The 25,186-nt window shown below is 58.1% G+C and carries 18 protein-coding genes and 1 pseudogene; 13 read left to right on the forward strand and 6 right to left on the reverse strand.

Features of this window, described 5'->3' with window-relative positions:
* Positions 1 to 75 precede the first annotated feature (75 nt).
* Together V7730_RS13220 and V7730_RS13225 are read right to left on the reverse strand one after the other, a co-directional pair.
* On the reverse strand, positions 76 to 3,126 hold the full coding sequence (locus V7730_RS13220) for a calcium-binding protein (RefSeq protein WP_335748068.1): 3,051 nt from the start codon (positions 3,124 to 3,126) through the stop codon (positions 76 to 78).
* A gap of 644 nt (positions 3,127 to 3,770) precedes the next feature.
* Complete coding sequence (locus tag V7730_RS13225; protein ID WP_335748069.1) at positions 3,771 to 5,051, reverse strand: flavin-dependent oxidoreductase; 1,281 nt, start codon at positions 5,049 to 5,051, stop codon at positions 3,771 to 3,773.
* 528 nt (positions 5,052 to 5,579) lie between these two features.
* Between V7730_RS13225 and V7730_RS13230 the strand changes: the two genes are divergently transcribed.
* The gene (locus V7730_RS13230) at positions 5,580 to 7,388 is read left to right on the forward strand and encodes an autotransporter assembly complex protein TamA (protein ID WP_335748070.1); all 1,809 of its coding nucleotides are present in this window, start codon (positions 5,580 to 5,582) and stop codon (positions 7,386 to 7,388) included.
* Positions 7,388 to 11,542, forward strand: a complete 4,155-nt coding sequence (locus V7730_RS13235) for a translocation/assembly module TamB domain-containing protein (protein ID WP_335748071.1) — start codon at positions 7,388 to 7,390, stop codon at positions 11,540 to 11,542. Before V7730_RS13230 ends, V7730_RS13235 begins: the two co-directional genes overlap by 1 nt.
* On the opposite strand, the gene V7730_RS13240 is transcribed toward V7730_RS13235, so the two are convergent.
* Together V7730_RS13240 and acs are read right to left on the reverse strand one after the other, a co-directional pair.
* Complete coding sequence (locus V7730_RS13240; protein WP_335748072.1) at positions 11,536 to 12,036, reverse strand: flavin reductase family protein; 501 nt, start codon at positions 12,034 to 12,036, stop codon at positions 11,536 to 11,538. The genes V7730_RS13235 and V7730_RS13240 overlap by 7 nt on opposite strands.
* Positions 12,037 to 12,256: 220 nt before the next feature.
* Complete coding sequence (acs, locus tag V7730_RS13245) at positions 12,257 to 14,209, reverse strand: acetate--CoA ligase (RefSeq protein ID WP_335748073.1); 1,953 nt, start codon at positions 14,207 to 14,209, stop codon at positions 12,257 to 12,259.
* Between the two features lie 281 nt (positions 14,210 to 14,490).
* Here acs and V7730_RS13250 point away from each other — a divergent pair, with 281 nt between their 5' ends.
* From V7730_RS13250 to V7730_RS13260, 3 genes are all read left to right on the forward strand, one after another.
* Complete coding sequence (locus V7730_RS13250; protein ID WP_335748074.1) at positions 14,491 to 15,507, forward strand: C4-dicarboxylate TRAP transporter substrate-binding protein; 1,017 nt, start codon at positions 14,491 to 14,493, stop codon at positions 15,505 to 15,507.
* Positions 15,508 to 15,615: 108 nt separating this feature from the next.
* Positions 15,616 to 16,245, forward strand: a complete 630-nt coding sequence (locus tag V7730_RS13255) for a TRAP transporter small permease subunit (protein ID WP_335748075.1) — start codon at positions 15,616 to 15,618, stop codon at positions 16,243 to 16,245.
* A complete protein-coding gene (locus V7730_RS13260; protein WP_335748076.1) occupies positions 16,245 to 17,645 on the forward strand; it encodes a TRAP transporter large permease in 1,401 nt (466 codons plus the stop codon). Before V7730_RS13255 ends, V7730_RS13260 begins: the two co-directional genes overlap by 1 nt.
* Positions 17,646 to 17,690: 45 nt before the next feature.
* Here V7730_RS13260 and V7730_RS13265 read toward each other — a convergent pair whose 3' ends face one another.
* Together V7730_RS13265 and V7730_RS13270 are read right to left on the reverse strand one after the other, a co-directional pair.
* Positions 17,691 to 17,978, reverse strand: coding sequence for an AI-2E family transporter (locus V7730_RS13265; RefSeq protein ID WP_335748077.1), 288 nt, complete (start codon positions 17,976 to 17,978; stop codon positions 17,691 to 17,693).
* A 32-nt stretch (positions 17,979 to 18,010) separates the two neighbouring features.
* Positions 18,011 to 18,688, reverse strand: a complete 678-nt coding sequence (locus tag V7730_RS13270; protein WP_335748078.1) for an AI-2E family transporter — start codon at positions 18,686 to 18,688, stop codon at positions 18,011 to 18,013.
* A 260-nt stretch (positions 18,689 to 18,948) separates the two neighbouring features.
* Here V7730_RS13270 and V7730_RS13275 point away from each other — a divergent pair, with 260 nt between their 5' ends.
* From V7730_RS13275 to V7730_RS13310, 8 genes and pseudogenes are all read left to right on the forward strand, one after another.
* The gene (locus tag V7730_RS13275) at positions 18,949 to 20,085 is read left to right on the forward strand and encodes a metallophosphoesterase family protein (protein WP_335748079.1); all 1,137 of its coding nucleotides are present in this window, start codon (positions 18,949 to 18,951) and stop codon (positions 20,083 to 20,085) included.
* Positions 20,082 to 22,724, forward strand: coding sequence for an AAA family ATPase (locus V7730_RS13280; RefSeq protein ID WP_335748080.1), 2,643 nt, complete (start codon positions 20,082 to 20,084; stop codon positions 22,722 to 22,724). The genes V7730_RS13275 and V7730_RS13280 overlap by 4 nt, the downstream gene beginning before the upstream one ends.
* Positions 22,725 to 22,826: 102 nt before the next feature.
* A complete protein-coding gene (locus V7730_RS13285; protein ID WP_335748081.1) occupies positions 22,827 to 23,678 on the forward strand; it encodes an urease accessory protein UreD in 852 nt (283 codons plus the stop codon).
* 3 nt (positions 23,679 to 23,681) lie between these two features.
* The gene (locus V7730_RS13290; RefSeq protein WP_335748082.1) at positions 23,682 to 23,984 is read left to right on the forward strand and encodes an urease subunit gamma; all 303 of its coding nucleotides are present in this window, start codon (positions 23,682 to 23,684) and stop codon (positions 23,982 to 23,984) included.
* 21 nt (positions 23,985 to 24,005) lie between these two features.
* Positions 24,006 to 24,173, forward strand: coding sequence for a peptidase M23 (locus V7730_RS13295; protein WP_335748083.1), 168 nt, complete (start codon positions 24,006 to 24,008; stop codon positions 24,171 to 24,173).
* Positions 24,170 to 24,472: pseudogene (locus V7730_RS13300) on the forward strand (urease subunit beta); the annotation flags it as partial. The gene V7730_RS13295 and the pseudogene V7730_RS13300, both read left to right, overlap by 4 nt.
* Positions 24,473 to 24,568: 96 nt before the next feature.
* Positions 24,569 to 24,838, forward strand: coding sequence for a lysozyme inhibitor LprI family protein (locus V7730_RS13305; RefSeq protein WP_335748108.1), 270 nt, complete (start codon positions 24,569 to 24,571; stop codon positions 24,836 to 24,838).
* 23 nt (positions 24,839 to 24,861) lie between these two features.
* Entirely contained in the window at positions 24,862 to 25,185 is a 324-nt protein-coding gene (locus V7730_RS13310) for an antifreeze protein (protein WP_335748084.1), read from the forward strand.
* Position 25,186: the final 1 nt, after the last annotated feature.

The raw sequence follows: 25,186 nt of genomic DNA on the forward strand, positions 1-25,186 counted from the left end.
GATGCATCTTAGCCAAGCCGCAAAACTGTCCTAAAAAGCAGGACCACTTCAGTTCGTTCGTCGCTTAAGCTTAGTTTAGGCGATGATATAGCCGTCAGAGAAGCCCAGCGTTTCGATGCTGATCAGACTATCGATATCACCGGATGAGAGCTCCGTGATCTGCCAGGACCCGTTGCTTTCATTGACGATGGTGAAATCGCTCTGAGCTCCGGCAAAGAGGGCGAAGTCTTCGCCGTCACCGCCGTCCAGTGTATCGCTCCCTGAACCAAAGATGAAAACGTCCTGACCGCCGTCCCCGAACAGGGCGTCATTTCCGTCACCGCCGTCAAGGATGTCGTTTCCTTCAAGACCTTTGAGCGTGTTGGAGCCAGCGCTACCGACAAGCGTATCGGCGAAATTGGACCCGAAAATGCGTTCGATGCTGGTCAGGATATCACCTGTGGCTTCGCCGCCGGACACTGCGCCTGTGTCCAAGTTGATTGAGACGCCGCTGGCCGAGCGCGTATAGTCCACCCGGTCATTGCCGTCACCACCGTTCAGGACATCCGCGCCAACACCACCAATGAGGACGTCGTGTCCTTCGCCACCGTTCAGCGTGTCGTCTCCGGCATCGCCCAACAGTAGGTTGTTCATGCTATCCCCGGTGAGAACATCAGCGAACTTCGAGCCCGCGATACGTTCTATCCCGCTCAGGCTATCACCTTCCGCCTCGCCGCCTGTTGCTTCACCAGTTTCCAAATTGATGACCACAGCGGAGGATGCTGTGTATTTGGCGGTATCTACGCCGTTGCCGCCATTCAACACATCAGCGCCTGCACCGCCGTTCAAGACGTCGTTGCCATCCGCACCAGACAAGGTGTCGTTGCCGACCCGACCGGTAAGTAAGTTGACTCTGGCATTGCCGGTGATCACGTCGTCATGGTCCGAAGCTGTCACTGAGACAATGCCGGTCAATGTGTCACCTTCGGCGTCACCACCGGTGTTTACGTTGGTCTCAAGGTTAACGGTGACACCAGATGTGGAGCTTGCGTAGACGGCAATATCACGGCCGGCTCCTCCATTCAGTTGGTCCGCTCCGGCGTCGCCCGAAAGCCTGTCGACCCCGTCGCCCCCGAAAATGACATCATCCCCTGTGCCGCCCCGAAGAAGGTCATCCCCCTCCAGACCCAAAATGGTGTCATTGCTTTCCAAGCCGTTGATCACGTTGTCGAACTGGTCACCGACCAGATAGTCGTCAAACTCGGTGCCGACGATACGCTCGTCAATAAAGCGGTTCAGGATCAAGAAGTTCTCATAGTCCAACGTTTGCGCAACGCCCGTTAGCACTACGATTTCGAAGCTGTTTAGTGAAATATGCAGATCGCCGTCGATCACGACCTGACCCACCAGCTCTTCGAAATTATCCTCCGTCACGTCAAAGTCGATGAGACCAAGCGTGTCCAGTCCGACTTGGAAATCAAGAACCGAGCTGCTGACAATCTGGGTCCAGTTGTCGCCGGCGCCATAGGACAGTACGAACAGATCCTCAGCCGCTTCGCTGGTGTTCGCATCCCCGATGAAAGTGTTGCCGCCTTGGCCGACCAGATAGTCGGATCCGTCTTGTCCGGTAATGAAGCCGCCCGAGCCGTGGATTGTCAGCTCTTCATAGGTCATTACCAGCTCTGTATTGTAGAGAGTGGCGGGCTTGATGTCGCCTTTCACGTAAAAGGCAACGTCGAAACCCTCGGTCATGTTCAGGCCATTTTCCGTTACCGTTCCCGACATGTGCTGATAACCAGCGCTGATCGACAGCGGCGAAACGGGCTGCGCCCAATCAAGAAGATTGATCACAGTTGTTGTGTCAGTACCAACTTCGTATTTCAGCTCGTCATTGGTAGGAGGGGGTGGCAGGCTGGGATCAAGTGGCATGTCGACGCTGGGCAAATCCTGACCGTATTTGTCAGACTGCAGGCGCCAGCGCGGCCCGACGATATATTCGGTGCCATCGGGGGTCAGCGATGCTTCAAAAGGCTCGCGGTCCATTGTTGTGTACCAAGCATTGGTGTAGCCGCCTTCGAGGTCTGACGATGTCGCGCCAGTCGCAGCAATCGTCGTGCCTACTAAGGTGTCAGCAAGAGCCGGATCCCTGAGTACCGTTCCCGCAGGATAGAGCGTACCATCACCAGCATAGTAGTCGTCAGTGGTCACCCATTTGCCATCAGCCAGAATCTCATAAGTAGGAATAGTGCCTGTAGCGGATTCGTTCTCGAAATCCTCAGGGCGGATCTGATCATTTGGGTTGTTGGTGATCGTGTGATTTGTGACCAGTTCTGCCTGCGTGACCCGGAAAAGCGGAATCAACCCGTTATTCGCGTTATCAGGCTCTGACCATTCGTCCGGCAAATCCAGAGTTGCCTCGATGCGGATGTCATTGGGCTTCTTAATGGTGTTGCCCCAGCGGTACAGAAGCTTGCCATCGTCTTTCATTGTAACCGAATAGTCATCGCCAACGGCGATATTCGAATCGATCGTGGTCTCATTGGGCAGCAGGATATCCTTGATATCTGTGACGCCATCGCCGTTCACGTCGCCGACTTGCGGCAGAATATCAACAATGTACTGTCCGTCATAATCGCCACCAACCATTCTGAGGTTGTCATCGAGTTGATAGACCGCGTCCGGATCCTCGGGAAAGTGCTGGTCAGACAGGATGTTCTGCATGACGATATAGTGCTCGGTCGAGGCCTTGACGGTGTTGCCCCCCAAACCTGCGAGCCATGTGCCCAGCAGTGCCGGTGTCTTGAAGAAATCTGTCGGAGTGTTCGAGATGACAATACCGACTTGCTCTCCGCCTTCACCCTTCAGATCGCCAACATAGCCTTCTTCATAGGCCGGGTCGTCCACATAATCCTTCTCAATCGCGCCGACAAAGTCCGTAACGTTATATCCGAACTCGCTGTTCACCGGGTAAAGGCTGACGCCCTCCTTTGTGACAATCGGAATAGCGGTGAAGTCGATCACCGGGGCCTCGCCATCTTCCACGCTACCTTGCGTGATGCCACTGAATGTTCCGGTAATATCGTCAGTACTGAATGTATGAGACGACGTAAACGTCGGTGTCAGATTTAAAACCTTGTCTGCGCACATGTTGTTTTTCTCCAAAATAAGTCGTCAGAAGCTTTCAGCCCTAAATGAAAGAACTGAACCTCACCCATGATTTAGCTTGGTCCGGAAGAGAGTTTATTGATCTGAATTAATCATATTAGATTTGTTGAATACGATTGGGTTTTATTTTTGGACAAAGCGAGATGATGTCTTTTTGGAGGATCTGTGTGTTTATCCCCGCGCCGAAGTCCCTCGGGGAAATGGACCTGCGCGGTCGGCCAAAAAAGCTGTGTGCTGAGCTGCGACGGTCTGGCCGCCGTCGATTTCATATCTGGGTAAGTCGTGAGGGTTGGCAGGTGAACCACTGCTCATCCGTCCACGAATAAATCAGCGATAGCGCGGAAAAAGCCGCCGCTGATATACCGCAAGTAAGGTTCGGCAGTTCGCAAACGGCAAAATTAGGTAGAACGTGGGCTTGCCACGTCAGCCGACGATTCCGCGCGCAGATACATCGCGGATGAAGGCGCTATAACCGCCTCCCTGCCGCTGTGCCATCAAAGTGTGATCGACGACCATTTCCCGCGGAGCATTGGTGAAAACGGCTGCGACCTTAAGCAAAACCTCATTGCGTTACTTCCACTCACGGATTTCACGCCCCCGAGTTTTCCAGTGACCTCCGGCGTGTCTTAGGCTGCTTTAGAGACAAAGCGCGCGCCGGCGGGGATGATTGGGGGGCGTTCGTTTGTCTCGGCAATGCCGTAGCCCGCGATGCGTTTGTAGGTCGCGGCGTGTTCGGCCATTTCTGCATGTGGGATGACGTCGTTGATGTGGTCGAACTGCCCACCGCAACGTTTCTCGACGATGTCGAGGATTTTGTCCGGTCCTGCAGTGCGGTTCATTACGATGATTTTGGTGGTGACGGGCAGCATTTCGGCCTCATAGGCCAGTAATGCTTCGGGGGTGAGCCCGTAGTCAAGGAAGGCCGCAACCAGTTTGCGCGCGTCTGTAATGCCCGCGCCTGCACCGTTTGAGCCGACAGGGTAGGCCGCATGCGCCGCATCGCCCATCAGTGTCGTGCGCCCGACTGTCCAGCTTTCTAGAGGATCGCGGTCCACCATCGGATATTCGAACACCTCTTGTGCGCCGCGGATCAGGGCGGGCGCATCAAGCCAGTCATAGCGGATCTGCTCGAACGCGGGCAGGAAGTCGTCCAGATTGGCCTTGCGGCTATAGTCTTCCTTGCGGAATTTGATGCTAGGATCATGCTGTAGGTTGCAAATCCAGTTGATGACGGCGAGGCCTGTTTTGGGATCAGGCTTTGAAATCGGGTAGGTGACAAAGCGCAGTCCATCATGACCGATCAGCGCCATAGAGGCACCTGACAGGAACGGCTTTGCCACGGTGGTGCCGCGCCATAAGATGGCTCCGCTCCATTGTGGTTCATCTTCGTGCGGCTGCATCTGGCGGCGGATGGCCGAATGAATTCCGTCTGCCCCGACCAAAACGGATCCGTGGGCGGTTTTGGTCTCGCCTTCGCGGTTCTCAAGCATCAGCACTGCCTCGTCGCCCTGCGTGTCAAAACCGGTGGCGCGCCAACCCGTTTGAACGGCGTCAGGGCCTGCACGACGAAGGACTTCTTCATACAACAGCATGTGCAGGCGGCCGCGGTGGACGGAATACGCAGGCCAGTCATAGCCTGCTTCAAGCCCGCGTGGCTCAGTCCAGACGTGCAGGCCCATCTTGGTATACATCCCGTAATCCTTGAGGCGGATGCCGACTTCGTCCAGACTGTCGACCAGTCCCAGATCGAAGAGTTCGCGCACGGCGGTCGGTTGCAGATTGATGCCGACACCTAGAGGGCGCATTTCGGTAGAAGCCTCAAAGACCTGAAAGGGGATGCCCACCTGATGGCAGCTTAGCGCCAATGCCAGACCGGAAATGCCACCGCCCGCAATCAATACCGTCATCATCCGTCTCCCCAAGATGTCGAAGGGACGCGAATTGCGCCCCTCGGTCCTATGTATGACATTAGCCACCGTATTTTGTAATCAAAGCCTTGGCTTGGTCAATGACGGCTTGGCCGCCTCGATCCTCCATGCAACTTCTTCCTCCAGAGTGATGCTGTTGTTGCTGGCAGTGCTGGCGAACAGATGACGTCTGAACAAGATAGTCCACTTCCCGATGAATAATGAGCGTTAGTCTTTGGAGACCGGAGCCGCGCGTTGTCAATTCAGCATGCCGTGCCTAGCGGAGGGAGGGCTTGGTGGATTCTGGCGTCGATCACTCTATCTCGGAGTTTACTCTAAGCGGTAAGTCGCCTATTTGCGCTTTCGCGCGATATATTGGGGATGAAGGAAGCTTTGCTGCAACAAGTGGTTTGCGCCTGTCGGTACTGACAGGTTAAACAGAAAGAATAATTGTGTGTCAAAATCACAGATTCAAGAGTGCGCAGAAAGCGAACCGGAATGCTGCGGTAACAGTTTGAGGGTCTGAGGGTGAAGGTAGTTGCTCTGTCGAGAGTGCGTCGCGCTGCGGTAGCATCGGCTGTTGTGTGGATGGCCGCGGCGGCTGCGCATAGTGCCGACGTTCAGGTGACCGGGATCGAGAACGATGATCTGCGCGACGATATCCGCGCTGGCTCCCTTTTGGTCGAGCAAACGCTGTTAGAAGACAATCCTCCCACCACAGCAGAAATACTCGCTGCCGCGCAGGCTGATTATAAACGTCTGTTGGCTGTTCTTTATGATAATGGATATTTTGGCGGCGTGATCAATATTGCGGTTGATGGGCGCGGAGCCGCGGCTATTCCGCCGGTCCAGCCCCCCGGCAATATCTCCAAAGTGAACATCAGCGTCGAGCCGGGCCCGAAATTCCGCTTTGGCCGCACCCGCATTGCGCCGCTGGCGCCGAATACGGAGCTTCCCGAAGGCTTTACCGAAGGCAAAACTGCCAGCCTTGGCGTATTGAAAAGTACAGTTTCGGCAGGCGTAGCTGGCTGGCGCGCGCAGGGGCATGCAAAGGCCGCCCTGACCAAGCAGGATTTAACGGCAGACCATCCCAACCGCATCATCAGCGCCGACCTTGCCCTTGATCCCGGCCCGCGTCTGCGTTTCGGCCCATTGGTCATTAAGGGCGAAAGCGATGTCCGCCGTGAACGCATCATTGATATTGCCGGTTTGCCGGAAGGGGAGGTCTTTACCCCCGAAGAAATCCGCCTTTCGACCGAACGTCTGCGCCGCACCGGTGCTTTCAGTGCGGTGGCGCTGAATGAGGCAGAGCAGTTCGGCCCAAATGACACGCTGCCCGTCATCGCCCAGATCACGGATGCTCCGAAGCGGCGTCTCGGATTTGGCGCCGAGCTTTCTACGCTGGAAGGTCTGACGCTCAGCGCGTTCTGGCTGCACCGTAACTTTCTGGGTGGCGCCGAGCGTCTGCGCTTTGACGCCAAGATCGCAGGCATTGGCGGTAACTCGGGCGGGACAGATTATACTCTTTCCGCGCGGTTCGAACGCCCTGCCACCTTTAACGAAGACACGGACTTTTACGCGCTGGCGAAGATTGAGCAACTGGACGAGGTTTCCTACTTTTCCCGCCAGCTTGATCTGGAAGCTGGTATCAAGCGGATCGCGACCGAAAAGCGCACCTATACCTTAGGCCTTGGTCTGCGCACGGCGAAAACGCGCGATGTGTTTGGCGAGGACAAGTATACTTTGCTAACCATGCCGCTCAGCGCCGAGTTTGATTACCGCGATGACCGGCTGAACGCTACAACTGGCTACTATCTCAAAGCCAACGTGATGCCGTTTGTGGCGTTGTCAGGTTCCGACAATGGCGTGCGCAGCTTTGTTGATGCGCGGGGCTACAAGACTTTCGGCAGTGCCAGCCCTGTGACCTTTGCCCTGCGCGGTCAGCTCGGTTCGGTCTATGGACCCGATCTGGCGCAGGCGCCGGCGGATTATCTGTTTTATTCCGGTGGTGGCGGCACTGTGCGCGGTCAGGATTATCAGTCACTTGGCGTCCCTGTCGGCACAGCAACCATTGGTGGCCGCAGTTTTGCGGGATTGTCGGCAGAAGTGCGTGTCGGGGTGACCGATAGCATCGGCATCGTGGGTTTCGCCGATGCGGGTTATATCGGCGAAGAGCAATTCTATGATGGCTCGGGCACGTGGCACTCCGGTGTGGGGCTTGGACTGCGCTACAATACATCTATCGGCCCGATCCGGTTGGATGTGGCCGTGCCCACTTCGGGGCCGGAAACAGGCAACAACCTTCAGGTCTATATCGGCATAGGGCAGTCGTTTTGATGCATATCATCCGTTTTGCACTGCTGGCGCTTGCGCTGTTTCTTTCGCTTCCTGCGGCAGCGCATACCAATGAAGAGGAAAAGGGATTTCTTATCAGCAAGATACAGGAACTGCTGAGCGGGGCTGGCCGACAGGTGAGTCTTGACGGATTTCAGGGGGCACTTAGCTCTGCGGCGTCATTCGACCGGATGACGATTTCGGATAGCGATGGCATCTGGCTGACGCTAGAGGATGTCGTATTGAACTGGAACCGTTCTGCTCTGCTGCGTGGACGGCTTGAAGTCGAAGAACTGAGCGCGGGGCGCATCGACATTCCCCGCCTGCCGGTAGGCGAAGAACAGGCGCTGCCGGATGCAGAGGCCACGCCCTTCACGCTCCCCAAGCTTCCCGAACTGCCGGTTGCGATTGATATCAAAGCGATCACTATCGCGCAGGTGAACCTCGGCGCGCCTTTGGTGGGCGAGGCTGTCCAGCTTCAGATGAACGCGAATGCGACGCTTAACGATGACGGGTTGGATCTGGCGTTCAAGGCGAACCGGACAGACAGCAAGCGGGGTGTTTTCGGATTGACGGCAGTGCTGGCAAGCGGGGCCGATACGCTTGATCTGCTGCTGGAACTAACCGAGGACGAGGGCGGCATCGTCTCGACACTGTTGGAGATTCCTGAAAACCCTTCCGTCGTGCTGACGGTCAAGGCAAATGGCCCGCTGAATGATTTGACGACCGATCTTAAGCTGGACACTGACGGGCAGGAACGGCTTGCAGGTCAGGTGCAGCTCATCACCCAAGGCAATGCATCCGACCCCGACCGCCGGATCATCGCCGACATCAGCGGGGACATTACGGCTGTGGTCGTGCCGCAGTACCGCGCCTTTTTTGGCCCTGATGTCAGCCTGACAGCCGATGCGCTGATCGAGGCAGGCGGAGCGATTGCGTTGGAGGCTTTTGACCTCAAAGCAGCGGCCGTTGATCTGTCAGGCCGCTTGCTGTTGTCAGATAAGAAATGGCCCGCTCTCATAGATATCGAAGGCACAGTGGCCCGCGCAGACGGCGCGGCGGTTTTGCTGCCGGGCGGTGGTGGGGCCAAAGTGGACCGGATCGCGCTCAACATTGATTATGACGTGCAAAATGACGACGCCTATGAGGCGGTTTTCGACATCACAGGTCTAAGCACCAGCGCGGCAGAAGTGGCGCAGACAACTTTGCGCTCAACCGGCACGTTGACTGGGGCGCTGGGCAATGTCGGGCAGTTAAATGGGGCTGTCCAGTTTGCAGCGCAAGGCGTTGCCCTAGCGGATGCCGCACTAGCAGAGGCGCTGGGCGAGAGCATCAAAGGCATAACTGAGATCAACTATACCGAGGGCCAACCTTTCCGGATCAGCACCCTCGATCTTGAAGGCAGCGACTATAGCCTCAGGGGCAACGTTGCTTTCAATGGTCTGGGCGAGGGGCTGGAGACAGAGATCGATGCGACACTTGAGGCCACCGATCTCAGTCGTTTTTCTGCCCTTGCAGGACGTGAGCTGGATGGTGCCACCTCTTTGGCGCTCAAAGGCAACGTGACACCGCTAAGCGGTGAGTTCGATCTACAAGCCGTCGGCACGGCGGACGATATCAAGACGGGCATTGCGCAAGCAGACGCGCTGCTGTTGGGCCGGACCGATGTGCAGATGAACGCCATCCGCAACGTCAACGGCACCTTCCTGCGCGGGCTTGAGTTGAACAATGCCGCGATTCTTTTCACCGGATCAGCCGAGCTTTCATCGGCTTCCAGCCGTGTGGATGCCGATGTGGTCTTGCGCGATATCGCGACAGTGCTGCCACAATACGAAGGCCGTGTGACGCTCAAGGCGAACGCGGTCGAAAACGGTGCAGGTTGGCTGGTTGATGTAAACGCTGACGGCCCATATGAGGCAGCATTGACGGTTGACGGTCTGGCAACGGGTCCTGACGCCGCGTTAGATTTTGCTGCGAAGGTGCCTGATCTGTCCCGTTTTGTCGCTGCTGTGGAAGGCCCGTTGAGCGCCGACGGCACGCTGCGCCAGACGCCCGAGGGTTGGTTGCTGCAAACGAATGCCTCCGGTCCTTATGACGCGACTGCGCGGATCAACGGTTTGGTCACCCCTGCGCTTAACATCGGCTTCGATTTGGCCATGCCAGAGGTTTCGGTGGTGGCGCCGCAAGTGAACGGCCCGCTCAAGGCAACAGGTCGCCTGCGCCAGACGGACAGCGGCTTTGTGATCGAGACGGACGCCTCCGGTCCATATAATGCGAATGTTTCGGTGAATGGCGCGCTGACACCGGCGATTGATGTGAAGTTTGACCTCTCGGTGCCCAACGTGCAGCCGTTGGTGCCCCAAGTGAACGGCCCCTTGCGTGCGACTGGGCAGGTGCGCCAAACTGATGAAGGCTTTTTCATCGACACATCGGTCAGCGGGCCTTACGGCGCGCGGGCGCTGGTTGAGGGGCTGGCGACAGGGCCAGACATATCGCTTGATTTTGACGTGCGTATGCCGAATGTGGCGCCCCTGGTTCCCGGAGTAGATGGTCCGCTGGCCGCAACAGGTACGTTGCGCCAGACGCCCAATGGGCTTGCCGTAGATACCAACGCGACTGGTCCTTATAGCAGCCGGGCGTCTGCACGCGGTGTTGTGACGGGCCCGGACGCTCTGGTTGATTTCAACGTTGCGGTGCCCAGCCTTGCTGCAATTATTCCCAAACTGAACGGCCCGCTGAGTGTGAATGGTAATGCCGCCAAAACCGGGAGTGGGTGGCAGATTGACACCTCCGCCACTGGTCCTGCCGGCATGCAGGCCACCGTGGCAGGGCTGGTGGGTGATGATGGTCAGCTTAACATCGCAATCAACGGCAATGCGCCCTTGGGCCTTGCGGGGCCGTTCATCGCGCCGCGCAGCCTGCAGGGTCTGGCGCGGTTTGATCTGGTGCTGAACGGGGCGGCAGGGCTTGGTGCACTGAGCGGGACCATCCAGACATCTGATGCAACGCTCACCGCGCCCAACCTGAGGGTGGGGCTGGAAGGGATCAACGCGAACGTGCAAATCGCCAACAGCCGTGCCGCGATTGACGTCACCGCGAACGCCACTGCAGGCGGGCGACTTGCGATCAGCGGCGCTGTCGGGCTTGATGGCGGGTTGCCTGCCGATCTGGATGTCCGGCTAAGTGATATTGTGTTGATTGATCCGCGTCTCTACCGCACATCGCTCAACGGCGAGCTGCGTCTTTCCGGCCCGCTTTCGGGCGGCGCTGGTTTGAGCGGTGATATCACCATCGGCGAAACGAACGTCACTGTGCCGTCCACTGGCCTCACAAGCATTGGGGACATCCCGCCAATCAACCACGTGGGCGCGCCGGGCGACAACCTTGCTACACGCCGCCGTGCGGGCCTTCTGGAAGAGGGCGCGGCGAGGGATCCGGTTCAAAGTGGCGCCTCCGGTTCGGGTCTGAGCCTCAACATTTCGGTGAATGCCCCGGGGCGCATTTTTGTACGCGGTCGCGGCCTTGATGCAGAGCTGGGCGGTAACCTGCGGATCACGGGCGACACCAGCAACATCATCTCCGCAGGTCGGTTCGAGCTTGAGCGCGGGCGCTTGGATATTCTGGGTAAGCGGTTTGATCTGGAGGAAGGATCGGCTGAGTTTCAGGGCAATCTGATCCCCTATATCCGGTTTGTCTCTACCACTTCGACACAAGCAGGCACCGCAAGTATCATCGTTGAAGGCCCCGCTGACGAGCCCGTGGTGAGCTTCGAAAGCTCACCTGCGGGCCCGGAGGACGAAGTCCTTGCGCAACTGTTATTCGGGCGGAACCTGTCCGAGATTTCTGCTTTTCAGGCGCTGCAACTGGCCAACGCAGTGGCGACACTGGCGGGGCGTGGCGGCACCGGCATGGTCGGTGACTTGCGCGACCGTTTTGGTCTGGATGATCTGGATGTGACAACAACTGACAGCGGCGAGACCGCCCTGCGCGTGGGTAAATACATCAGCGACAATGTTTATACAGACGTCACTGCCGCCTCTGACGGCACCGGTGAAGTTTCATTGAACATCGACATATCGGATCACCTTATCGGTAAGGCGACGCTCGGCTCGGACGGGAATTCATCCATCGGCCTATTCTTTGAAAAAGATTATTGATCCGGTGTGAAGCGGCCAAACCGGCCCCGCTTGAAAAGCAGCCCGTCGCTTTCTTCGGGCTGGATCGCGGCCGATGTGATCTGGCCCAGGATGATCGAATGATCGCCTGCGGCGTGGACGGCATAGGCGTTACAATGGAAGATCGCGAGGCACCCGTGCAGGGTTGGGGCTCCATTGGGGCCTGAGTCCCAAAGGTATGGGGAAAAGTCATGACCCTGCGCGGCAAAGTGCTTCGCCAGCGGCATTTGCTCGGCGCTTAAAACATGGATGCAAAAAGCGGATGCCGCTGCAAACGCATCGTGCCGTTTGGAAGACCGCGCCGCAGACCAAAGCACCAGCGGAGGATCGAGCGAGACCGATGAAAAAGAATTTGCGGTCATTCCCAGCGGCCCTGCATCCGTCTCCGCGGTAATCAGCGCGACACCCGTGCCAAACTGCCCCAGCGCACGGCGCAGGTCTGTGGTGCGGGCCGGATCAGGCACAAAGCTTTTCATATTCGTCTCCATAGGGGCGAGCGGTGCCACGGGCGCTGCGGTTTGTCTAGTGCGCTGACCTACAGCGCTAAAGCTCTGTGATTTACCAGCTACGTTATTACCGCCTTACATAGCGTGGTTCTGCCAAAGGAAAGAGGCGCACTGATTGTCACCCCAGCGTTGCAGCAATGAAAAAAGGCGCCCCGCTAGGGACGCCTTTCAGTTAGCGGTGAGCGAAGGATCATTTGTTCATGCGGTTCTCGATCAGGTCATCCACCACGGATGGATCAGCCAGCGTTGAGGTGTCGCCCAGCGTGGTGTGATCGTTCTCGGCAATCTTGCGCAGGATGCGGCGCATGATCTTGCCGGAGCGTGTTTTCGGCAGACCCGGTGCCCACTGGATCAGATCGGGTGACGCAATTGGGCCTATCTCGGTACGGACCCAATTGCGCAATTCCGTGCGCAACTCGTCCGTTGGCTCTTCGCCGCCCATAAGAGTGACATAACAGTAGATGCCCTGACCCTTGATCTTGTGTGGGTAGCCTACCACGGCGGCCTCGGCCACTTTGGCATGTGCCACAAGAGCGGATTCAACTTCGGCTGTGCCCATCCGGTGGCCAGATACGTTGATCACATCATCCACACGGCCTGTGATCCAGTAGTCGCCGTCTTCGTCACGTTTGCAGCCGTCACCGGTGAAGTAATAGCCGGGATAATCGGCGAAATACGTCTTTTCAAAGCGGTCGTGATCGCCCCAAACCGTGCGCATCTGGCCGGGCCAGCTGCTTGCAATGCACAGCACGCCTTCAGCAGGATTGCCTGTCAGCTCTTCTGCCGTTGTGGGTTCTAGCACAACTGGCTTGATCCCGAAAAACGGCTTCATGGCAGAGCCGGGTTTGGTCGCATGTGCGCCGGGCAGGGGGGTCATAAGGTGGCCGCCGGTTTCGGTCTGCCACCATGTGTCGACGATCGGGCAGCGATTGCCGCCGACGACTTCATTGTACCAGTTCCACGCCTCTGGGTTGATGGGCTCGCCGACCGTGCCGAGGATCCGCAGGCTGCTTAGATCAATGCCTTTGACGAAATCATCGCCCTGACCCATCAGCGCACGGATCGCTGTGGGGGCGGTGTAAAATTGGTTCACTTTATGCTTCTCGCAGACCTGCCAAAAGCGGCTGGCGTCTGGATAGGTCGGCACACCTTCAAACATAACCGTGGTCGCGCCATTCGCCAGCGGGCCATACACGATATAGCTGTGGCCAGTGACCCAGCCCACATCGGCGGTGCACCAGAAGATATCCCCTTCCTTATAGTCAAAGGTGATCTCATGCGTCATCGCGGCATATACCAGATAGCCGCCTGTGGAATGCACCACGCCTTTTGGCTGACCGGTAGACCCCGATGTGTAGAGGATGAATAGCGGATCTTCCGCATCCATCGCTTCGGGTTCACAGGTATCGGATGCGTCAACGGCCAGTGCGTTATAGTCGTAATCGCGGCCCTCAACCCATGTGGTTTGGCCGCCAGTCCGTTTCACCACAAGGCATTTCACGGTGTCCTTGCAGTGCAGCAGCGCCTGATCGGCATTGGTCTTGAGCGGCGTAGCACGGCCACCGCGCGGCGCATGGTCGGCAGTGATGACAACCTTGGCGCCGCAGCCATTGACACGCGCACCCAAAGCATCGGGGGAGAAACCCGCAAAAACGATCGAATGGATCGCACCGATCCGTGCGCAGGCCAGCATGGCATAGGCAGCTTCGGGGATCATCGGCATATAAATGATGACACGATCGCCGCGCGTCACACCCAGATCTTTGAGGATGTTGGCCATTTTGCAGGTGCCTGCGTGCAAATCCTTATAGGTGATGTGCTTGGCTGCTTCTTCGGGGCTGTCCGGCTCCCATATGATCGCGGTCTGGTCGCCGCGTGTCTCAAGATGGCGGTCGATGCAGTTGGCGGCCACGTTCAGTTGCCCATCGGCGAACCAGTTGATCTTCACCGAACCAAGTGTGTAATCCACATCTTGCACCTGCGTAAACGGCTTCATCCAGTCCACGCGGTCGGCTTGCTCTCTCCAGAAGCTGTCAGGATCGGACATTGAAGCGGCGTACATCGCATCATATTTAGCAGCATCCACGTGGGCGGCTGCCGCAAGATCGGCGTGGGGCGGGTAGGTTTTTGCAGTTTGTGACATGGAAATGTCTCCTCCAGAGGGGCAGCTTGCGTCTTTTTGTTTCGCGCAGTCTTGCCAGTGTTTGAGCGCAGCTTAGGGGCTGGAAGAGAGTAAGGGAATATTCAAGGGTGGGGTGGGTCGGAGTTTATGTAAATAAATTTCCGAATTTCAGTAAAGCCTGTAAATATGAAGCGGCCGCATTCGGATCAGTACGGTGAAACAGGGGCTTGGCAGTAGGGGTGCTAGCCGCTAACTTACCACCCAAGCGCGTCAAAGAAGGCGTGCATCAACGGGAGACTCCAATGAATAACTTTTTGAGCGGCGCAGCCGCCTGCGCCCTGAGCTTTGCTTTTGTATCTGAAGCAGCGGCTACCGAATGGAATGTATCTGTCTGGGGCAAGCGCCGCGCCTTCACAGAGCACGTAGAAAAGCTGGCTGAGCTGGTATCAGAGAAAACCAACGGCGAATTCACCATGAACGTGAGCTATGGTGGCCTCTCCAAGAACCGTGAGAACCTCGACGGTATCTCTATCGGTGCATTCGAGATGGCGCAGTTCTGTGCCGGCTATCACCGTGACAAAAACCGCGTTGTGACAGTTCTCGAGCTGCCCTTCCTCGGCGTCGAGAACCTTGAGCAAGAGCTGGCCGTGTCCAGAGCTGTCTATGCCCACCCCGCGGCTGCCGAAGAAATGGCGCAGTGGAATGCAAAGCTGCTGATGACGTCACCAATGCCACAGTATAACCTTGTCGGCACAGGCGATGCTCCCAGCACGCTGGCTGATTTTGAAGGTATGCGCGTTCGTGCCACCGGCGGTATCGGTGATGCATTCGCTGCTGTTGGGGCTGTGCCTACGTCCGTGACGTCCTCCGAGGCATTCCAAGCGATGGAATCCGGTGTTGTTGATACAGTGGCATTCGCCCAGCACGCACACCTGAGCTTTGGCACGATCAACGAAGCGGACTGGTGGACAGCGAACCTGAACCCCGGCACCGTGAACTGCCCTGTGGTCGTCAACATCGACGCCTACGAAAGCCTGACGGACGCCGAACGCGAAGCGCTGGATTCGTCTGTTGACGAAGCGCTGGATCACTACCTTGCTAACTACGGCGAGCTGCTGAAGCGCTGGGATTCGGTTCTGGAAGAGAAAGGCGTGACCAAAGTCGAAATCGCGCCCGAAGTTCTTGCCGAATTCCGCACAACAGCGGCTGACCCGATCCGTGACAAATGGATTGCGGACATGGAAGCACAAGGCATTCCAGGTCAGGAACTCTATGATCTGGTTGTGAAAACACTGGCTGACGCAAAAAGCGGTAGCTAATCGGGAGCCGGGGCGATATGCGCCCCTGACCTAAAACACATAGGCTGCGCACCCCTGAATGCTGGGTTGCGCAGCCTTTTTCCGTAATTGAATAAGGGGGGTGAGCCCATGGCAGGTTCAGCTGCGGTGCTGGAAGATTCCAGCTTACTAAGCAAACTCGACCGCATGTTGCTACCGGTAGAACGCTTTTGCGCGCTGCTGAGCGGCCTTGCGATTTTCTCACTGATGTTTCTGGCGGCCTATTCGGTCACGGCGCGGAAATTCTTCGGTAGCCCGCTGATGGGCTACGTGGATTACATCGAAGCTGCGATGCCGGTGATTGCGATTATGGGCGTCTCTTATGTCGCCCGAGACGGCACGCACATCCGCATGGACATCTTGGTGAATGCACTCAAAGGCCGCGTCTTGTGGCTATTTGAGTTGATCTCGGTTTTGCTGATGTTGTTGCTGATTGTTGGTCTGACCTACGGCGCATGGGAACACTTTGACCGCTCGTTCGACTGTGCCCGCCCTTGGTGTTCACGCGACAGTTCGATTGATGTGAGCCTGCCGATCTGGCCCAGTAAACTGGTCGTACCAGTTGCCTTTGGGGTGCTGACCTTGCGCCTATTGTTGCAGGCGTGGGGCTATTGCCGTGCGCTGGTGTTGGGGCTTGAAAACCCCGTTGCCGTGCCGCTGTCGCTCACGGTTGCAGAGCAGGCGATGGCCGAAGCGAAAATTCTCGAAGGGGCTGACTGATGGAACCTATTGAAATTGGTATCTACGTCTCAATCGGGATGTTGGGCATGGTCGTGTTGGGCATGCGCGTGGCATTCGCTGCGGGTCTGGCGGGCTATATAGGTCTGGTCTGGTTGCGTTGGAACGGGTTCGACTATGATCCCGAACGGTTCTGGAAAGCGGTCGAGATCAGCACAAAGATTGCAGGTCTGACGCCACACTCCAAAGTCAGCGCGCAGGTGCTGAGCCTTATCCCTGTCTTCATCATGATCGGTTATCTTGCATATTACGCCAAGCTGACCACCGCCCTATTCGAAGCCTGCAAGCGCTGGTTTGCGTGGGTGCCGGGCGGGTTGGCGGTTTCGACCGTATTTGCGACAGCGGGCTTCGCTGCGGTGTCCGGTGCCTCTGTGGCAACTGCGGCGGTGTTTGCGCGCATTGCTATCCCCGAAATGCTTAAGATCGGCTATAACAAGCAGTTCGCGGCTGGTGTTGTGGCCGCTGGTGGCACACTGGCCTCGCTTATCCCGCCCTCAGCGATCCTCGTGATCTATGCGATCATTGTTGAGCAGGACGTGGGCATGCTGCTGTTGGCCGGCTTCATCCCCGGCGTGTTCTCAGCCATCGTTTATGCGGCTTTGATCATCGGGATCGCGATGATCTGGAAGAACGTGGGCCCGCCTGTAACGGGTTTCACATGGAAACAGCGGTTTGAAAGCCTGCCGCCTGCCTTGCCCATCGTTGCGGTCGTCGTGATCATCATCTTCTTTGTCTACAACCCGTTCGGCGATGCGTGGGGCACCCCGACAGAGGGCGGCGCCGTGGGCGCGTTCATCGTCTTCTTGGTGGCGCTTTATCGCGGCATGCGCTGGGGCCAGCTCAAAGAGGCACTGTTGGAGACAGCCAAGCTGACCGTGATGATCTTTACCATCATCTGGGGCGTGCTGATCTATGTGCGCTTTCTGGGGTTCGCCGAATTGCCTGATGCTTTTGCCAGCTGGATCACCTCGCTTGAGATGCAGCCGATTGTTATCCTGATTTGCATTCTGCTGGCTTACGCTGTGCTGGGGATGTTCATGGATGCCATCGGGATGCTGCTGTTGACATTGCCAGTGGTATATCCCGCTGTCATGGCGCTCAACGGTGGTGAGAATGTCGCCGCCATCGACAGTGCCTTTGGCATGTCTGGCCCGATGTGTGCGATCTGGTTCGGGATATTGGTGGTCAAAATGGCAGAGTTCTGTCTGATCACTCCGCCTATCGGTCTCAACTGTTTCGTTGTGGCCGGTGTCCGGGATGATTTGACCGTTCAGGATGTGTTCAAAGGGGTAACCCCGTTCTTCCTCGCCGATGCGGTCACGATCGCTCTGCTCGTTGCCTTCCCGGGCATCGTGCTTTGGCTGCCGTCTTTGGCGAGCTAAGGCCAGCGGCCTCCGGCGAAGTGCATTTGGAACACGCGTTCCCTCTCAGGGGGCGCGTGTTTCTTCTTCCGGTAAACGAACGGCGTCCTGACCTCTGTTATCAAGGAAATTGCTAAAGATTTTCAAGGCCTCGACGTTTTCGCTAACAACCTTGAAGACGACTAGAAACGGCACGGCAATCAGCGCGCCGGCAATGCCCCACAACCAACCCCAGACAACAACCGTCAAGAACACCGCAACGGTGTTAAGCTCCAACCGTTTGCCCACCAGCCAGGGGGTGATGAATTGCCCCTCGACCGAGGTAAGGAACATGTAGCCAGCGGGGGCAAGCATGGCGTATCCGACGCTGTCAAAGGTGATTAATGCTAGGCGCCCGCAATGGCTGCCCCTGTGACCCCGCCGATATAGGGCAGGAAGTTAAGCAGAAATGCCGCGATCCCGAAGATATGCGCACCGGGCTGACCGATAATCCACATCAGGCTTCCGACGCAAACACCAAGAACCGCGTTGATGATTGTGATGGTGAAAAGATACCGCGACACGCGCCGCTCCACATCATAAACGGCCGAGAGGGCGCGCTTTTTGCCGGTGAGAGTCTGAAACGACTGAACCAGTTTGATGTAGAATATGTTGCCGGACGCCAGCAGGAATGTTGCAAGCACCAGCGTCACGGCGATTGTCCCGCCCAACTTAACGCTGGTGCTCATAGCGCTGTTCAGAAGACTGGGTTGTTTGACTACCACCTCTTGTGTCCCAACGGGGGCGGCATTGATCTTGTCTACTTCTTCGGTAGCGCGGCGCACGGTTTCGACTGTGTCCGATACGCCGCGCAGCTTGCTCTCGATCTGGCGGCCCATGACCGGCAGATCATCCGACCAAAGCGCCACGGTGCCTGTAGATCCGCCGATGACGGCTATAATTACGACGCCAGTCATCCCTACCAGCAGTACAGCCGCAATGCTGCTTGGCACACCCGCACGCCCAAGTGTGCGCATGACCGGGCTAAGGGTGAGGGCTAAAAGCACTCCCAGTAATATAGGCAAGACAAGGTCTTTTGCGAAATAGGCTGTTACGAAAACCGCAATCAAGCAAAGTAGCTGCAAGGATCGACGGATCGAGGAGAGGTCTTCCAAAATATGCGGTCCCCCAGAGCGATTACCAGATTTAACGCGCTGAACGCCCATTTGGTTCATCTCTATTTTTATGCCATTGGATCAAGCTCGAATAGGCGCAATCGTGCCTTGACCATCTGCTGTGTAAATGGCCAGACTGCTGCTCTGGTTGCCTTGTTCGAAAGCTCTAAATGTTCCGATTTATCCATACTTCCGATCTGCATCTGGGCAAGCCCTTTGGCCGCCACAGCGAAGAGGTGCGTGGCCGTTTGCGGCAGGCGCGCCATGAGGTGTTGGGGCGGCTTGCGGTTGCGGCCCGCGAACAGGGAGCATCCGTGGTCTTGTTGGCCGGCGATACATTCGACCAGCAAACTCCGGCCCCGCAGGTAACGCGTCAGGCGTTGAATGCGATGGCGCATGAGCAGGACATTACTTGGGTGCTTATGCCCGGCAACCATGATAGCCTCGCCGCAAGCGAGTTGTGGCAAACCATCCAACGCGACAAGCCGGACAACCTGCTGCTGGCGCTCACGCCTCAACCAATTGCGATGGCCAACGCCTATGTGCTGCCCGCGCCTTGTACAACGCGCAATCCCGGGCGTGACCTAACCGTAGATATGGACCAGCCAACGCCCGAAGGGGCGCTGCGGATCGGTCTGGGGCACGGTGGTATTCAGGAGTTCAGCAGCCTTGGCTCGGTCGCGGCCGAAGGGCCAAGCGGGATCATAGCGCCTGACCGCGCTGCCAAGGCCGGACTGGATTATCTGGGATTGGGTGATTGGCACGGTCAGATCAGGGTCAATACGCACACATGGTATTCCGGCACGCCGGAGCCTGACAGCTTTAAACACCCGCACAGCGGCAGTGCTCTGGCCGTCAACATCGCGCAGGCCGGTGCGGTTCCCGAAGTCACGCCCGTGCACACTGGTGGAATTGGCTGGCAACACATCGCGCTTGAGCTGACGCCGCAAGACGATTGCACCACAATCCTTGATGCCTCTCTGCCGCCGTTGGTCGCGCGGTGTGACACGCTGCTTCGGGTGAGCGCGCAGGGAAGGTTGGGCGTTCAACAGATGCAACAGCTACGGTCAACACTGTCCCACGTCGCGCCCGACTTTCTGGACCTCACACAGGATCTGGATGCGGTGTTGCTGGCCCATGACGCGACCGATCTTGAAGTGATCGACCCCTCCGGCGGAGCGCTGCGCCAGACGGCGGAGGCGCTAGCCGCCCGTGCGCAGAACGGCGATCTATCGGCAGCTGACCGGCGTGTGGCGGATACCGCACTGGCGCAACTCTTTTCCTTTGTTGCGGGAGCAGACGCATGAAACTGCGCAGCCTCACTCTCAGCAATGTCCGCAAGTTCGCAGGCCAAAGCGCCACCATCAGCGCCATCGGCGATGGTGTCAGTGTGGTGTCGGAGGCCAACGAGTTCGGTAAGTCCACATTCTTTGACGCCCTGCACGCGCTGTTCTTTCTCAAATACGGTGCTGCAACGCGCGAGGTTAAATCGCTCCAGCCGCGCTCGGGTGGGGCGGTGCGGGTTAGCGCGCAGATCGAATTGCCTGAGGGTTTGTTCACGCTGGAAAAATCGTTTTTGGCACAAAAACGCGCGTCGGTGAAAGATGCAAGCGGTACGGTGATCGCGCTGGACGACGAGGCCGAGCGCTGGATCGCGCAGTTGATGGGCAACGGGATTGAGGGACCGGCAGGTCTGCTGTGGGTGCGGCAAGGCACGACCGCGCTGGAACCCGGCGGTACTAGCGGTGCCGAGAAGACAGAGAAGGAGCGTCTGCTGGGCGCGCGCCGTGATCTGCTTTCGTCGGTCGCTGGTGAGATCGACATGGTCACCGGTGGCCGCCGCATGGATCGCGTGATCGAAGCCGCGATGCAATCGCTTGGCCGTCTCGCCACCGCAACGGGTATACCCAAGGCAAACGGTCCTTGGAAGTTGGCGGAGCAAGAAGCGCATGTCCTAACCGATCAACACGCGGAGCTAGAGCGTGTTTGTCTGGAGTTATCCGATGCATTGGTCCAGCGCCGTGAGGTCGCCATGCGCTTGGAAATGCTGGAGGCCCCTGGCACCCAAGAGGCACTGACCGCTGCGTTAGAAGCGGCACAAATAGCGCACAAGACTGCACAGGATCATGCAGAGAAATTGGCGCAGGTGCAGGATCAGGTCGCTTTGCGGTGCCTTGAAATGGAGGGCGCGCAGGCGCGGCTGGACAAGCTTATCGCGGCGGCGGAAGGTTTTGAGCACGCGCGCACTCAGCTCTCGACAGCTCAGGCGGCCTATTCCGAAGCGGCGCAGAATGTCCGCACGGCTGAGGCGGCCACTAACAGTGCGCAAACTGCTTTGGTGAAGGCAAGTTCCGCTCTGGCATCCGCTCAGGCCGCGAAAGAGACGTTGCAGCACGAAGCGCTGCACAAGAATGCTGTTGAAAAGCACGAACAGCTACAGGCGCGTCTTGCGCAGATGATGCAAAAGCGGAACGCGCTTGAGCAGGCGAATGCAGCCCTTGCAACACAAACGGTGACGCCACAAACGCTGGAACAGATTGAACAAGCGCAGGCCGATCTCGCGCGGGTGCAGGCAGAGGCTGCTGCTGGCGGTGTCCAGATGCATCTGGATTATGACACGGCGCAAAAGGTTTCTTCGAAGGATGTTCCGCTTGAGGCGGGTGCGCACAGAGTCGGCCAGCGCGCGGTTTTTGATTTGCCGGGGATCGGGCGGATGACCCTTGATCCAGGCGACGCTGCCGCTGACATGGCGGCTGTCGAAAAGGCGAAAACGGCGCTTCGAACAACGCTTGACGCTGTGGGCATGGCGAACGTGGACACAGCGCGCCGCTCAGCAGCGCTGCGGCGGGACACAATGGCAGAGATCGCCTTGCTGAAAAACGTGCAAGAGACGCTGGCACCCGAAGGCTTGGAACGTCTGCAAGCCGCTGTTGCACAAGCTTTGGCGGCTGTCGAAGCGTCAACAACAAGCCGGACTAAAGCACAGCACGATCCAGCTGAAGTCGCAAGACAGCTAGAGGCGGCACAACAGGCAGAGCATGCGGCGCGTGCGACTTACGACAACAGCCGCGACAAACGCGATGCCGCGCGCGCCGCGTTGGCACGTGCGCAAGCCTTGCGTGATGCCGCCCAGTCCGGGTTTGATCTGGCGGCGGCGACCTATGGTGATCCGGATGAATTTGAGGGTCGCAAGGCGCAGGCGGCGCGCGATTGTGCGCTGGCGGGCGTTGCTGTGGAGGATGCCAATGCTGCGTCGGAGGCCTTGCAGAAAGACGCGCCCGATCTGGCCAATGCGCAAGCCGATCTTGCCCGCGCCACATCGGCGTCTGAGAATGCCCGCGAGGAACGTTTGCGCCTGAAAACCCGCATTGCCGATCTGGGTGCAACTATCCGTGCCCGTGCCGAGGATGGCGTGGAAGAAAAACGCGACGAGGTCGCAGGTTTGCTACAGGCAGCAACGGAACGCGCGGCGCGGTTCGAGCATGAAGCCGCAGGCCTGATGTTGCTGGTAGAGGCGTTGCGTGCCAAGCGAGGTGCTGCACAAGAGGCTTACTTTGGCCCTGTCCGACAAGAGCTGGCGCCACTGTTGGCATTGTTGCACGCGGATGCCGCGCTCAGCTTCGATCCCACTTCTCTTTTGCCGCAAGGCCTGGCGCGGGGCGGCGCGGACGAACCGCTGGATATGCTCAGCGGTGGCACACAAGAGCAGATTGCCATCCTGACGCGTCTTGCCTTTGCGCGGCTGTTTGCGCGGCAGGGCAAGCCGATGCCGATCATTCTGGACGATGCGCTGGTCTATTCTGATGATAACCGGATTTTGGCAATGTTCACCGCGCTGCACCGCGTAGCGGCAGACCAGCAGGTGATCGTATTTTCCTGCCGCCAGATGGCTTTCGCGGGCTTGGGCGGCACGCGTCCGGTGGTTGAGATCACGCAAGATCGCTGAACTGCCCGACATTTAAGCACAGCGCTTAAACACGCACCGTTTTAGCCTGAAAAAGCTACCGCCCGCTGCGCCGCTATGTTCATCTTTGGCAAAGAGAGATGAATGAGTCTGGATAATCTACACCTGCCCGCAGAGGCCCCTGTTGCGCACAGCGCCTTCCCGCCGCGGGCGAGGGGGGCTGTGGTGCTATCCATGCATGTGCGGGATGGTGGTACGCACCTGTCGCGGCTGCGCCAGTCGGGATGTCTCAAGTGTATTCTCCCCAGAATTTTTCGCCCTGACGCCGAAGCTGTGTTGGTCAATACCGCTGGTGGTGTCACGGGTGGTGACCGGATCGAGGTTGCGGCGACGCTGGCGCGAGATGCGCAGCTTAGCATCACCACGCAAGCAGCTGAGCGGATTTACCGGACGTTAGACGGCACCACTGGCCAGATCAGATCTAAGGTCGAGGTTGACGAGGGCGCGCGGCTTAACTGGCTGCCACAAGAAACCATCCTGTTCGACCGCGCCCGCCTGTCGCGCAGGTTGGACATCAACTTGACCGGTGATGCGCGGCTGCTTTTGTGTGAAACGCTTGTCTTCGGGCGTGCCGCAATGGGAGAGCGGGTGCATGATTTGCATTTGCACGACCGCATTCAGGTTACCCGCAACGGCGCGCCGATCTACCGTGATGGTATCCGGCTAATCGGAGATGCCCACGCGCAACTGGCGCGTTCGGCGATGGCGGCTGGGGCGGGTGTTGTGGCAACGCTGGCATTCGCCGCGCCCGAGGCGGAACAGATGCTGCCCAAGGTGCGCGCTCTTTTACCTGAGAATGCAGGTGCCAGCCTGCGCAGCCCCGGCCTTCTTGTACTGCGCGCTCTGGCCGAGGACAGCTTGAGCCTGCGCCGTTTTATGATTCCTGTGCTGGAATTGCTTTCCAGCCAACCGCTACCCGCTGTCTGGAGACTGTAACCCATGCAACTGACCCCCCGAGAAAAAGACAAACTGCTGATCGCTATGGCCGCGGAGGTCGCGCGCAAGCGGCTTGCGCGCGGTGTGAAGCTCAACCACCCAGAAGCGATTGCCCTGATCACCGATGCCGTGGTCGAGGGCGCGCGCGACGGTCGCTCTGTCGCGGACATGATGGAGGCAGGCGGCCATGTCATCACCCGAGATCAATGCATGGATGGGGTCCCCGAGATGATTCACGACGTGCAGGTCGAGGCGACCTTTCCTGATGGCACCAAACTGGTGACCGTCCATAATCCGATCCGCTGAACCCAAAGAGGAACTCCTGAAATGAAAACGCTATTTACCGCTTTTCCCGTCGTCCTTTCGGCTTCTTTGGCATCGGCCCACGACGGCGCGCACATGCACTACCACATTTCGGATCCAAACTGGCTGCCGCTGCTGACGGGACTGTTTGTGATCGCAGGTGCGGCAGTCATTGGATGGGTGCAGAAATGATCCCCGGCGAAGTACTGGTTGCCTCCGGATCGCTTACCCTGAACGCGGGTGCAGAGGCGATCACGCTGATTGTGGCCAACACCGGTGACCGGCCCATTCAGGTGGGCAGCCACTACCATTTCGCGGAAACTAACCCCGCGCTCGATTTTGACCGTACATCTGCGTATGGTTGGCGTCTTGATATCGCCGCAGGTACGGCGGTGCGGTTCGAGCCGGGCCAGCGCCGCGAAGTGCAACTGATCCCGATTGGCGGTGCGCGAAAGGTGTTCGGCTTCAACGGTAAGGTCATGGGCCCGTTGGTCTTGGCCGCAGGCATGTTCCTTGGATCGGTCCTAGCACCTGTCGCGCAGGCGCAGACCGCAGCGGAGTGTATTGCGCCAAAAGCCCAGCAGTTGATGAACGCGTGTGCTGCAAAAGAGTACCAAGAAGTGGATGACGCGCTGAATGAGGCGTGGAAGCCGGCCAAATCCTTTGCCGATGCCATCGGGCAGGGCGATGCCTTGCTTGCCGCCCAGCGGGCATGGCTTGGGTACCGTGATGCAGCCTGCGAGGTACATGCTAGCCCTTATGAAGGCGGCTCGATCCAGCCGCTTGTCTACAGCACCTGCATGACCGAACTGACCGTACGGCGCACCCGCATGCTGCTTGAATTCCACGCCTATTAAGTCAAGCGCTCAGGAGAGCCGCTATGAAATACCAAGACATACTACCCGATCCTTTCGCCTATCTCACCAATACTGTGCAGGTCGCCCATATGATGGCCGAGGCGCAGATGGTCATTGGCATGCGCCTCATGGGCATGGCGGGCGTCTGGTCTGTCCCGTCGGCGGAAGACGCCCGCATGGTATCCGAGAAAATGCACGCCGTGACCCGTTCTGCCGCTGACGCAGGCCATGCGATGATGCGGGGCGAAACGCCTGACAAGATTACCGCCGCTGCGATCAAGCCTCTGCGCCAGAAGACCCGCGCAAACGCAAAACGCCTTGGCAAACGTGGCCTCAAGAGGAGCTGAA

The organism is Sulfitobacter sp. (genome assembly GCF_036961165.1).
Taxonomy (GTDB): Bacteria; Pseudomonadota; Alphaproteobacteria; order Rhodobacterales; family Rhodobacteraceae; genus Sulfitobacter.